11 protein-coding genes and 1 pseudogene are annotated in these 12362 nt (G+C 61.5%); 3 read left to right on the forward strand and 9 right to left on the reverse strand.

Annotated features, from left to right (window positions below):
• Positions 1-74: 74 nt before the first annotated feature.
• Entirely contained in the window at positions 75-1340 is a 1266-nt protein-coding gene (locus tag ACSQ83_RS29105; protein ID WP_436230523.1) for a hypothetical protein, read from the reverse strand.
• A gap of 345 nt (positions 1341-1685) precedes the next feature.
• On the opposite strand from ACSQ83_RS29105, the gene ACSQ83_RS29110 reads away from it, so the two are divergent.
• A complete protein-coding gene (locus ACSQ83_RS29110; protein WP_414951575.1) occupies positions 1686-2933 on the forward strand; it encodes a GGDEF domain-containing protein in 1248 nt (415 codons plus the stop codon).
• A gap of 103 nt (positions 2934-3036) precedes the next feature.
• On the opposite strand, the pseudogene ACSQ83_RS29115 reads toward ACSQ83_RS29110, so the two are convergent.
• The 4 genes and pseudogenes from ACSQ83_RS29115 to ACSQ83_RS29130 all read right to left on the reverse strand — a co-directional run.
• Positions 3037-3333, reverse strand: a pseudogene (locus ACSQ83_RS29115) (class I SAM-dependent methyltransferase); the annotation flags it as partial.
• 136 nt (positions 3334-3469) lie between these two features.
• Positions 3470-3997, reverse strand: a complete 528-nt coding sequence (locus ACSQ83_RS29120) for an ureidoglycolate lyase (RefSeq protein WP_436230524.1) — start codon at positions 3995-3997, stop codon at positions 3470-3472.
• A 6-nt stretch (positions 3998-4003) separates the two neighbouring features.
• Positions 4004-5014 (reverse strand): allantoicase, encoded by a 1011-nt coding sequence (alc, locus tag ACSQ83_RS29125; RefSeq protein WP_436230525.1) that lies wholly within the window; start codon positions 5012-5014, stop codon positions 4004-4006.
• 51 nt (positions 5015-5065) lie between these two features.
• Complete coding sequence (locus ACSQ83_RS29130) at positions 5066-6394, reverse strand: C4-dicarboxylate transporter DctA (protein ID WP_436230526.1); 1329 nt, start codon at positions 6392-6394, stop codon at positions 5066-5068.
• Between the two features lie 238 nt (positions 6395-6632).
• Between ACSQ83_RS29130 and ACSQ83_RS29135 the strand changes: the two genes are divergently transcribed.
• Positions 6633-7322 carry a FadR/GntR family transcriptional regulator gene (locus tag ACSQ83_RS29135; protein ID WP_158938430.1) on the forward strand — a complete coding sequence of 230 codons (690 nt, stop codon included), beginning with the start codon at positions 6633-6635 and terminating at the stop codon, positions 7320-7322.
• 389 nt (positions 7323-7711) lie between these two features.
• On the forward strand, positions 7712-8347 hold the full coding sequence (locus ACSQ83_RS29140; protein WP_436230527.1) for a 2OG-Fe(II) oxygenase: 636 nt from the start codon (positions 7712-7714) through the stop codon (positions 8345-8347).
• 114 nt (positions 8348-8461) lie between these two features.
• Here the strand turns inward: ACSQ83_RS29140 and ACSQ83_RS29145 are convergent, their stop codons facing one another.
• From ACSQ83_RS29145 to ACSQ83_RS29160, 4 genes are read right to left on the reverse strand one after another with little or no spacing between them, the layout of a single operon-like run.
• Positions 8462-10024 (reverse strand): class I adenylate-forming enzyme family protein, encoded by a 1563-nt coding sequence (locus ACSQ83_RS29145; RefSeq protein WP_436230528.1) that lies wholly within the window; start codon positions 10022-10024, stop codon positions 8462-8464.
• Positions 10021-10797 (reverse strand): VOC family protein, encoded by a 777-nt coding sequence (locus ACSQ83_RS29150; protein ID WP_436230529.1) that lies wholly within the window; start codon positions 10795-10797, stop codon positions 10021-10023. Before ACSQ83_RS29150 ends, ACSQ83_RS29145 begins: the two co-directional genes overlap by 4 nt.
• Positions 10797-11294, reverse strand: a complete 498-nt coding sequence (locus tag ACSQ83_RS29155) for a PaaI family thioesterase (protein WP_436230530.1) — start codon at positions 11292-11294, stop codon at positions 10797-10799. The genes ACSQ83_RS29150 and ACSQ83_RS29155 overlap by 1 nt, the downstream gene beginning before the upstream one ends.
• 32 nt (positions 11295-11326) lie before the next feature.
• Positions 11327-12331, reverse strand: coding sequence for a quinone oxidoreductase family protein (locus tag ACSQ83_RS29160; protein ID WP_436230569.1), 1005 nt, complete (start codon positions 12329-12331; stop codon positions 11327-11329).
• Between the last annotated feature and the right edge of the window lie 31 nt (positions 12332-12362).

A 12362-nucleotide genomic window follows, 5' to 3' on the forward strand; every position in this document is an offset into this window, starting at 1 on the left:
TGCAAACAGGCCGCTTGTAGCGGCCTGTTGCGTACGCGGGTTAGCTCGCCCGGCGGCTCATGTGAATGAGCCGCCTACTCCCATCCCTGATACCCGGCTGGCTGCGCCGGATTGCCGTAACCGGCGGGGTACGGTCGCCGAAGTTCAGGCGGCGTGTACATCTGGTTATATGACGGATAGGCAGGCGCGCGGCCCACTATGACGACCTGCTGTGCCGCGGCCTGAGGGGGCGGCCGAGGTACGTAGGCGGGCTGCGCGTAGGCCGGTTGGTACTGCGCGGACGCGTACCGGCTAGCCTGAACGGTTCGAGGCGGCAAGGGCGGCGGCCCGTATTCCCGCCCTGCGTACCCACCTTCCTGCTGAGACTCTGTTGACGCTTGGTTATAGGCCGGCGCCGCAGCGTATTGCTGGGGCTGCCTGTTCTGATATTGCTGATATTGCCGAGGTTGCGCTGCTTGAGCCGCTGGAGTCGCTTGAGCTCGCTGCTCCGCGGCGTATTGCGATTCCTCATCGGCCTGCCGGTACTGCGGCACCGCCCGCTGAGCCTTCTGCGAATTGCGGCTCTGCGTTACCTGCGCCTCATCGTCATTGTCCGATTTTGATTCCGGCAATACCCTCACGGCTTGCGTCGGAATCAGTATCGGCGGCTCGGATTCGGTGGCATACAGCTTCGGCGGCGTAGTCCGTGTAGAAACCTGCTTCAGAGAGACGGGTTGCACTTCAGCCCGCTTACGCGGCGTGATCTGCATCGAAGCCTGCTTCAATGAAACGACGGGCGCTACGACCCGCCTCGGCGGCACAGACTCGACTTGCGCGTAAACGTGCTTCTGCGGCACGGGCGCGGCTTGCGCGAGAACGCGCTTCAGCGGAACAGGTTCAGCTTGTGCGACGACCTGCCTGGAGGGTGTGACTCGCGCGGCAGCAATTCGCTTCGGCGGTACGACCGGTGCGGATACTTGTCTTGGCGATGCGGCTTGCGCTACGGCCCGCCTTGGCGGCGCAACCCGTTCGGCAACCGGTTTCGGCGGTGCGGGCATGGCAGGCGCGACAAGCTGCTTCTGCTGATGTTTCACCTCGTCACCCAAGGTCGCATAGGATTTCGAGTCCTCCCTGGCGCGCGCGTTATAGCCGATGAAATACGCGTAGCGCAGGTCCTTCAGGCGCGCCTGATTGTCGCCATCGGCGGAAACGCGCTCTTCGCCGAAATCGAGAGATGCATCGACGGTCGAGTCTTCATAGGCCGAGGCTGCAGCATCGGCGGCACATGCGGATTCGGGATGCAGCGCGCCCAGAGAAGACATCAGCGCGGCGGCTACCGTGACGAACAGTTTCTTTTGCATACGTTCACCTCGGAATTCCGTGCGACAGGCCGCGTGGAATTCTCCAATCTCCGGACCGGACTTTCAGTCCCGTGTCCGGGATATCGACTCCTTTCGGCACATCCTGAAGGGCCCAGGCCGGGAAATGGCTGGGCCGCGCGTCGATACCGAGGTGCCCGGTTTTACGCTATTCGCCGCATGGCCGCCTCGCGGTCAGGCCGATCCGGCGCAGGTATACGGTTGGGTGACACACTGGACGGAATCGCTGCCAGGTTTGCGGGCGAGGTCATGCTCGCCGGGCCATCGGGTAAATCAATGAAATGACTTATCATGTTGCCCCAACCGCGACATCCGACATGGCGAGCGATGGCAGAACTGAGTGAAATTTCACGGTTTGACACCGAGACGAATTTCAGACTTGACCGCCTGTGGTCCGAGTTTGAAGACCCGTCGGTGGAACATGAGTTTCAGCGTCATCACCGGATCGCAAACCATGCTGCGCTCGTGCGCGCGCTGTTATTTTGCAGCGTGTTCTACGTCGCTTTCGTGGTGACGGACATCAGTGCCCTCGGTTACACCCGCACGACCCTTGTGCTGTTCCTGGCCCGCTGCTTCGTCGCGTTGACGTGCGTGGTGAGCTTACGCATTGCAAGCTTGCGGCAAGTTTCAGTGACATCCCTGCGCATGGCCGCGAGCGCGGTCGAAGTGGTCGGCTTCGCGGCCTTCATGGCGATCACATGGCTGCGTCCGACCGGCATGACGGTGCACTGCATGTCCATGGGCATCATGCTGATCGTGGTTTATAACTTCATCCCGAACAAGCTGATCTGGGCGTTACTCATCGCGCTCGCCGCAACAGCCGGATTTGTCGCCATCTCCGCCGCGTCCAAGGCGCTGGACCCGTCGGCGTTGCTGACATCGTCCATGCTGCTTGTTTTCACCAACGCTCTCGGTTATGTGATGGCTCGCCGCCATAATTGCCTGATCCGCGACCAGTTCTGCCAGCACGCCATGCTGCGCAATCTCTCGGTGCGCGACTATCTCACCGGCTGCTTCAACCGCCGCTACCTGACTGATGTTTTGTTCGCCGCCGAGCTCCAGCGCACCCGCCGATACAAGCTCAAGCTCGCGGTGATCCTGTGCGACATCGACCACTTCAAGCAGATCAACGATACCTACGGGCACCCCGCGGGCGACGCCGTCTTGCGCACCTTTGCGGCCATGTTGCTTGCCCACACGCGGCATCAGGTCGACAGCGTGATCCGCTACGGCGGCGAGGAATTCCTGTTGCTGCTTCCGCAAACGGATCTCGCGGGCGCGACGATGCTCGCCGAGCGGATGCGCCAGTCGCTGGAATTGACGACCACGCGCGCGTGGGACGGCCGCGAGGTACGTTCCACCGCGAGTTTTGGTGTTGTGGCGCTGAATTGCGCAGGTGAATCCGATTCAACCTTCGTGACCGAGGAAAGCCTCGTGGGCGCCGCCGACGCGCAGTTGTATCGCGCAAAAAACGCCGGGCGTAATCGGGTGTGCGCAAGCGCGGCCCCGGACGTGTGGGGTTCATCGGGCCTCGATACCGGGCAAGAGGGTGTCATAGCTGCCATGCAGCCCTAGTCTCTGAAGCCGCTCATAGGACGCTTACCGGCTCGCGGATACCAGCAACATCATGGGACGCTCGCGCTCCTCCGCCAGTTCGGGGCGCGCGGCGACCTCTTCATCTGTCGGTCCCCATTCCTGCATAGGTGATCGCCGGGTCCGCAGATGACGATCTCGCGCGTTCCAGCATCTTTTCGGACACGTCGAGACCGAGGACGGACGCCGCTCCCTGCTCGCCTGCCCAACGGCAGAACCAGCCATAACCGCAACCAAGATCCACGACCCTGAGGCCGCGCATCGGCGGAAGCAGAGCCATGAGCGCAGGCCATTCCGGTGCGCCCGCCAGTCCCTGCACCGAGCGGACCAGCTTGCTGTAACCCTCGAAGAACGCAGGGTTGTCGTAGATGTTCTGTGTCATTTGCCAATGCCTTCCATCATCTGGTTTCGCTCCGCATGGAAGCGGGATGCATCCAGAATAACGCATGGAGCAAGGGCTTATATGACGATGCCGGGCCATGCTCCAAAAACAAAAGCACAGGCCCGGATATACGCTTTCACGCCGCAGATGAACAAACGAGTTCGCCCTCGATCAGCCGCAAGTGCTCAGATAGGTAGGTTTCCTCACAATTCGCGTCCTCCCCGCCACGATCCACCACGATAAAATCCGCCGCCGCATCCAGCACGATCAACGGATGATGCCAGACGCCCCGCGCATAGTTCACGCCCTGCCAGCCGCGCGTGAAAAATGCGCGCAGTTTCGAGGCATCGAATTCACCTGCTGGCGCGACAACCACCAGATATGACGCCACGCCAAGCGGCAGAAATGCCTGACTGCCCAGCGGGTGACGCTCCATCATCGAGATCTCGACCGGTTGTGCGCGCGGCTGCCCTCGGAATACATTGATGAGCGGCCGGCCGCCCTCGTCCGCGCCAACATCCACGCACGCCAGATCGTGGAAACGCTCGGTCGTGCCGCCGTTGATCGGGAAATGCTGCGCGCCGTCGAGTTCGATGACATCGCCGAACGGTTTAAACGCCGCGCGCGTCAGGGGTTCGAGCGTAAGCGTGTTAAGCGTGTTCATGTCGTCTTACTCGATGGCACCGAACAGGCGCAAGCGCGACACGCCGCCGTCCGGGAACATGTTGAAGCGAACGTGCGTGACGGGGCCTAGCGCGGCCACTTCGTTTTCGAATCGATGGATATTGTCCGCCGACAACTTCTGTTGCGGCAACAGAACCGGCCAGAACATGGCCTGCGTAACGAGCGACTCGTCCGTGCCGCCCGCAACGCGTGCTGCCTGCAGCGAACATCCATCGGGGAAATTGCCCTTGAAGTGGGCCGTATCGACTTCGACCGCGTGGATCACGCCGGGGTGCGCCAGCGCCACGATCGCCCAGTCGTTGCCGGGCTCACGGCGGCGCCGCGTTTCCCACCCATCGCCCATATCCACGCCACGCCCGGGCATCAGCATCTGCGACGCTGGCCCGAAATGCTGGTTGTTCGCCGCGACCAGATAAGCGCCGTTTTCGATAGCAGCCAGATCGAGTCGCGAGCCGCGTTCAACGCGCGTCCAGTCCACTTTCGGCTGGCCGTACACCCGCAAGCGCGCGATGCCGCCATCGGGATAAATGTTCACGCGCAGGTGCGTGTAAGCGCGGGCATCGGCGATCGAAACATAGTGATGCTGGTTGCCTTGCAGCGTGGTCGCCGGCACGATCTCGCGCCAGTCGGCATCATCTTGCGGCGTGGCGCTGTCACTCATGCAGGCATCGATTGATGCTGCCGGCGGGAAGTTGCCGGTGAAGTGACTCGTATCCAGGTCAACGCCGTGAATGGTGCCCGGCCGCGCCAGCTTGACGATGCAGAAATCGTAGCCATTGGTGCGCTTGCGGCGCGTTTCCCAACCGTCCATCCACTTGCCGTTATCGTCGTATTTACCCGGAATGAAAACCGCCGGCTGCGGGTCGAGCATGCGCTCCTTGGACGCGAAGAATTCATCGCTGGCGAAGAGCGCCGTGGCGCCGAGACGCGGATCGGCGAGGTTCATGAAGCGGCGGGTAAATGCCGGAGCGTTCGGGTCGAGTACGGGACTAGCCATGAAAGTGGTTCCTTTAAAACGATTCAGGGAATGGCGATGAACACGGCGCGCTCAGACTGCGTGCGCGGGTTCGTGGCCATGGCCATGGTTTGCGCCGATGTGATCGGCGGGGACGAAAATTAGTTCGGCATCCTGATTCAACACGCGCGTGGCGCGGACCCGGTCGATATCTTTTTCCCACACGGCCACGACCACCGTCGCGACGCAGTTGCCGATCAGGTTCGTGACGGCACGCGCAATGCCGACGAACCAGTCCACCGGCAGGATCAGCACAAGGCCGAGCACGGGGATGGCGGGAATCGCGGAGAGCGTGGCGGCCAGGATCACGATGGCTGAGCCTGGAATGCCATGCGCGCCCTTCGATGTCACCAGCGACACCAGCACCACCACGATCAGGTCGTGGATCGACAGCGGCGTGTTGGTGGCCTGCGCGATGAAGATCACGGCAAGCGTGAGATAGATCGAGAAGCCGTCGAGGTTGAACGAATAACCCGTCGGGATCACGAGTCCGACGGTGGAATCCTTCACGCCCATCCATTCGAGCTTGCGCATGATCTGCGGCAGCACGGCGTCCGACGAGGCGGTGCCAAGCACGATCAACAGTTCTTCGCGCAGATATCGAACGAGCTTGAAGATGCTGAAACCGGTGAGCCGCATCACCACGCCGAGCACGACGAACACGAACAGGAAGCAGCTCACATAGAACACGACCACCAGCATGCCGAGTTGCTTCAGCGACTCGATACCATACGTCCCGGTCGTGAACGCAATTGCACCGAGCACGCCGAGCGGCGCGAGCGTGATGATGAAGCCCATGATGCGGAAAAACACGTGCGAGAGTTCATCGATAAGACTCGTCACGCGCTGCGCCTTCTCGCCTAGCAGCGAAAGCGCCGCGCCGAACAGGACGGAGAACACGAGCACTTGCAGGATGTCGCCCTTCGCGAAGGCGTCAGTGGCGGTATCGGGGATGATCTTGAGCAGGAAGCCGGCCGTATCCTTCAGGCTTTTTGCGTGCTCCGTGTAGGTGGCAAGCGAGCCGGCATCGAGCGTATGCAGGTCGATATTCATGCCTGCGCCCGGTCGCGTCGCATACGCGAGCACGGCGCCGATGACGAGCGCGATCGTGGTCATCACCTCGAAGTAGATCACCGACTTCAACCCGACGCGCCCGACCTTCTTGAGGTTCCCCGCGCTTGCCATGCCCGAGACGACCACGCAGAACACGATTGGCCCGATCACCATCTTGATGAGCTTGAGGAAACCGTCGCCGAGCGGCCTCAGCGTCTGCGCGAAGTGGGGAAACACCGCGCCGATCACAATGCCCGCGACCAGCGCAATCATGACTCGCCCAAACAGGGAATTAAGAAATCTCAACACGGTGTGTCTCCTCGATGTCGCACGGCACGGGATTGGTGACTATGCTAACTGTTCAGACTGGTCGGACCAGTTGCTGATGAGGAATATTAGAAAGCCGATATAGTGGAGTCAAGGGCCGATTTCTAGCGGTTTACCCGGCTTTTTGTGCGCGATTCGTCGGGGGATTGAATGTTGAAGCAGACGCTTGGCGACGGCACGCCTACAATGGCGGTCAGACCGCGCCACTCTTAACCATCCTATGAAAAATCTTCCGCATACCGTGACCGATGCCGCCATCGCGACCATTCGTGAGCGGATCGAGACGAGCGTTTATCCCGTGGGAAGTCTGCTGCCGGCGCAGCGGCAGTTATCGGAGGAACTGGCGATCAGCCGCGCCTCGCTGCGTGAAGCGCTCTCCACGCTCGAAGCGCTCGGGATGCTGAATATTCGTCCCGGCAAAGGCGTGTATGTGAATAGCGCCGAGGCGGCCGGCGCGCACGCGTGGCGTTTCGCCGATCAGGCGTCGCTGCCCGACACCTACCAGATGCGTTTCGCGCTCGAAGGGTTTGTCGCCCGATTAGCGGCGCCGGCGATTGGGGACGCGGACATTGTCTGGCTGCAGGACAACCTCGACTCGCTGCAAAGCGCGCTGACCTGCGCCGAACTCGATGAAGCCGCGCAACTCGACTTCGCGTTCCATATGCGGATCGTGAGCCTCGCGGGCAATACGGCGATTGAATCGATCCTGCGCGGCAGCGCCGACATCATGAAAGAGAGCCAGCGTTTGCCGTTTTATCGGCGGGAACTGGTGCTGTCGACGTATCACGAGCATCTGGCGATTGTCGAAGCGTTGAAGGCGCGCGACAGCGAGCATGCCGGGCGTGCAATTGAAGCGCATATCGTGAATGCGGCGCAACGGGCCGGCGTGCATTTTCCGATCCCGGTTTAGGCTGGCGCGACGTGTTCTTGCAGCGAAACCGTCGCGCGGGTTATTCACCGTTTATGTTGGCAACCCTGTGGATAACGTGTCGGGCGGCGATCTAAGCGGTTGATGCGGCTCGGATTTGAAGCGGTGACTTGGTTAGGTCAGGGGCATGGCGGCCGGGAAAAATCCGCTAAGCCGTAATCGCGACAACGGAAAAACACCGGCCCCTCGATGCCAATGCCGCGTCAAGGAACATCCGGGAACCAGCAGGCCCGGGTGTTAAAATCCGCAGCTCAGATCAAAGCACCATCCAAGCCCCACCTTCGCATATCCGTTTCCCCGCTTAAGTCCGTTGCCCACCTCGGACGGCCGTCCGAATTTCCACTCAGCACCTTCGTTCGAAGGAATCCGCAGTGATCCGATTACAACCGCCGACGCATTCCGATGCGCCGGCAGATGGCCTGCATCGTCATATTGTCGATGCCGTTCATGAGCATGGCTGGTCGGAGCAGGACATTTTCTTGCCGGCGGATCTGACCCTCGCGCTCGCGCTGGAATGCGCGGCGCTCGCCGCAGCCGGCGCGCTTACCCCGGCGCGCGTCAGCCAGGGCGCGGCGCAATCGCTGCAACCTGGTGTGCGCGGCGACCGGATCCAGTGGCTGGAAGCCGGTCAGTCGATCGCGTGCGACCGCTACCTCGCGATCATGGAAACACTGCGCGTTGCGTTGAATCGCGGCCTGTTCCTGGGTCTCGATGACTACGAAAGCCACTTTGCGTTCTACGCAGCGGGTGCTTCATACATGCAGCATCGTGACCGGTTTCGCTACGACGACAGCCGGACCGTATCCGTCATCGTCTATCTGAACGCGGACTGGCTACCCGAGCATGGCGGGGCTTTGAGGCTGCACCCGGAAGGTTTGGATACGCGGGACATCTCGCCGGTCGGCAGCCGTATCGCAGTGTTTTTGTCCGCCGACATGCTGCACGAAGTATTGCCCGCGACGCGCGACCGTTTATCGCTGACGGGATGGTTCAGACGCCGTGCGTGATGCGGGCAGAACCGCAACACGCACCGTGTCATCACTTGGGAAGCGCAGATATCAAGCTATATCGCCAGTTTTTATATATATCAAACTCGATGATATAGCTTGATACATGCGTCCTCAGCGCTTTTCATGGCGCCCTTCATCGGCCAGACGCCTGGCCGCTTCGCGCTTTAAAACCGCCCGGTCGATCTTGTTGGTCGACGCGAGCGGAAATGCATCGGCGAACCAGACTTGCCGCGGATGCTGGTACGCCGGCGCGTGTTCCAGCGCGAACGCTTTCACCTCCTCCACGCTCAATTGCGCCCCTTGTTTCAGCACGACAAAGGCTACGGGTTTCGTACCCTTGATGGCATCGTCGACGGGAATCACGCTCGCTTGCTGGATCGATGGATGCCGCTCGAGCATCTTTTCCACGTCCCCCGGGAAAATGTTTTCGCCGCCGGAAACGAACATGTCGTCGCGTCGTCCGATGAACGTGTAGAAGCCATCTTCGTCGCGACGGAATACATCGCCGGTACGATAAAAACCGTCCGGCGTGATCGGCGTCGTCAGATCCGGGCGGTTGTGATATCCATTCATCAGGCCCGGGCTGCGCATCTCCAGTTCACCTTCGCACGAGAGTTCGCCGTTGGGATCGATGAGACGAAGATCCACTTGCGGATGGGCCGCGCCGATCGCGTGCGCCGGCGTGAGCAAACCCGCGGGGTGCGGCCCGAACACGACCGGGCCGCCCTCGGTCGTGCCGTACGCGTTGATGACCTTCGCGTTCGGCAGCAGCGCATGCGTGCGCTCGAGCAACGCGCCACTGACGGGGGCCGAGCCCATCCGCACATATCGCACCGATGACAAATCCGTACGCGCAAGCAGTTCATGCTCCTGCATCATCATGGCGATCATCGGTGGCACGGAAGTGAGCCACGTGCAGCGATAAGTATCAATCGCGCGAATGTAATCGCGGGCGTTGAAAGCGGGCATCAATACGGTTGTGGCGCGCGCGGCCAGCGTAAGAAACACGAGCGCGAGCGCGTTCATGTGATAAAGCGGCGCGGCGATCAGCACGCGCTCACCGCCAAGCGGCTGCGCTTTCAAGCGCGTCTCAACCACCCAGAGATGACTCGCGTGCGAGAGCACGACGCCCTTCGGCCGTCCCGTCGAACCCGATGTATACAGGAACAAGGCCGCTTCTTTTTCGTGCGGAACTACCGGCTCGAAGCTTAAGCCGCGCGATTTTGCGGGCGCGATAAACGACTGAAATGGTTGGGCGTTGATCGCTTCTTGCTGACCATCGAACACCACGCGCAGCAGCGCAACGGGAGCGTCAGCGAAACGCTGGGAATCGGTGAAGACGAGACGCGCACCGCTGTCGGCGATCACGTCCGCAATCAGCACACGCGGGAATTTATAGTTGACCGGCACAGCGACCAAACCAGCGCGCATGATGCCCAGCATCGTCGCGACATAGTTCGCCGAATTCGCTGCGAGTAATGCAATGCGTTCGCCTCGAGCGTACCGGCTGGCGAGCGTGTGCGCCACTGCGTCGGCTAGCGTATCGAGTTCAGCGAAGGTGTATTGACGCTCGTTGAAACCATCGTCTAGTCCGATGATCGCTAGTGTGTCGGCGCCTCGGTCACTACCCTCGCCGCGCGCGATCAACGCGCCGAGATTCATCGGGAAAGTCATGGTATGAATTCCAGCAAGGTATCAAAGCGAGGCAGTGCAACGAGCGCCCTTTTCAACTCGATGGAGGCAGGGAAACCCGCTGCAGCCGCGCGCTCGCCCGATGCGCGCCAACCCGGTGTGCGGACCGTTATCGCGCCATAACGCGGTCCGCGCACGGTAATGCATTGCGCAGTCGTGCCAAACCGCGTGTCGAAATCCGCTCGCGTCCAGTACACCAGTTCGAAGCCCCGCTCGATCTCGCCGAGTTGCACATACGGTTCGGGCGCAACATCGACGAGATGCAGCGCGCTCAAACTCGTCGCTCCATTCGGATGGCGCTGCCACTCGCGACGGAACACGAGGCCGGGTGTCAGGTGCTGGCAGAAATAGACGCGGCCTCCGTCGAGCTGGCCTGGCTTCAACCGAACGGTGGTGAAGCGCGCGTCGGCGGGAGACTCGCCGTCAAGTTCGACCGGCCGCGAGAAAGTCTGCGGCGGCGTCGCGTGGAAACCGGCGTGGCACAGCGTATTGAAGGTTTCAGCCGGATCGTCGATGCGGAACACAAGACCTTCGGGACCCAGCGGGCTCGACACAATCTCCTCGCGCAGGGTCTTGCCATTGGCAGGCAAGCCGATGAGTTCAAGGTAGTGGTCATCGAACACGATCGCGTGATTGATCGACCCGAGCGTGTGATACCCGCGCGGTGCAACCGTGAAGCCGAGTTGCTCGAAAGCGTGCTGAGCAGCGTCGGTATCGAAACGCGTGTTGATGACGAGATGGTCGAGCTTCAGCATCAGGGGGTTGACGCTGCCGCCGCCGTCGCCGTCGCCGTCGCCGTCGCCGTCGCCGTCGCCGTCGCCGTCGCCGTCGCCGTCGCCGTCGCCGTTGAATAGGCGCCGCGTCCGCTGGCGACGAGCTTGCCGTCTTTATCGAAGACCTGTGCTTCGGACACGGACACTTGCGAGCCGAACTTGATCACCTTCCCCTTCACGGTCAGGTCGCCCTGGAACGCGGCACGGTGATAGTCCACGCGCAGGTCGATGGTAGGCACACCCCGTCCAGTCTTCGATACCAGCGCCCAATCCGCCGCCAGGTCCACGAGCGCGGCGAGAATGCCGCCGTGCGTGTAGCCCTTGTCGGGATTCACGACCCATTCTTCGCGCCAGGTCGCACGCAATTCAATCTCGCCCTCGCTCACCGATATCACTTTCAAGCCCAGCCATTCGTGAAAAGGACCTCGCCGCAAACGCGCCTCAATATCGTGCGCGCTCGGCAATGTTGCTTCGCTCATGATGTTTTCCTCAGTTTCTCTCGCCAAACTATTCAGGGATTGACCACGACCTTGCCCAGCACTTCGCGGTCGCGAATCAGCCGCAGTCCTTCGGCCGCTTGTTCTAGCGGCAGCGTCCGGTCGATGGACGGCACCAGCTCTCCCGCCGCGATCTGGTCGAGCAGCGCGCGCAGGTTTTCATCGTAGAAACTGTTCGAGCCGATGATCTTCAGCTCAAAGCTCCAGATGTATCGAAGGTCTTCGGCAGGCGCGTGGCCAGCCGTCGCGCCGCACACGAGCAGCGTGCCGCCGCGCTTCAGGCACTTCAGCGATGGCACCCAGGTGTCGCCGCCCGTGAAATTCACCACGACGTCCACCCCTCCCTCGTAAGTCCGGCGCTGCGGCTTGCCGTACTCGCCAATCGCCCACTTCGAGAAATCGGTCGATTTGTAGTTAACCGTATGATTAGCACCGAGTGCTTTCAGCTGCTCGCACTTCTCGTCGCTGCCGGCGCACGCGATCACCTCGGCGCCGAGTTGCTTTGCGATCAGAATGCAGGCCGTCCCCACTCCCCCGCTCGCGCCGAGAATCAATACGCGGTCGCCCGCCTTCACCGTCTTGTGCGTGACCAGCATGCGGTGTACGGTGCCGTACGCCACGGGCAAAGCGGACGCGGCGTCGTAGCTCACGGCGTCGGGTAACCGAAGCAACTGCCCGACCGACACCAGGCAATATTGCGCCATGCCGCCATCGAGCATCTCGCCCATCAAGCCTTTCCCGGGATACAGCGGGTTCACGAGCACACGGTCTCCGGTCTTCCACCCTTGCACGCCCTCGCCCAACTCCGCGATGTCGCCCGCCATGTCGAGCCCGATCACGACTGGAAACGGCACCTTGATGCCCGGCATGCCCTTCACGGTGAACACATCGTGATAGTTGAACGACGATGCACGCACGCGGATCACCACATGTCCAGGCGTTGCCTTCGGCACGGGTTTGTCGGTCACTGCGTGGAGTTGATCGAGGTCGCCGTGCTCGTTCAGCACGAGCGCCTTCATGGTCGATGGAATGGAGGTGGTCACGGTGTCT

It is taken from the genome of Caballeronia sp. LjRoot29 (assembly GCF_964252755.1).
Taxonomy (GTDB): domain Bacteria; phylum Pseudomonadota; class Gammaproteobacteria; order Burkholderiales; family Burkholderiaceae; genus Caballeronia.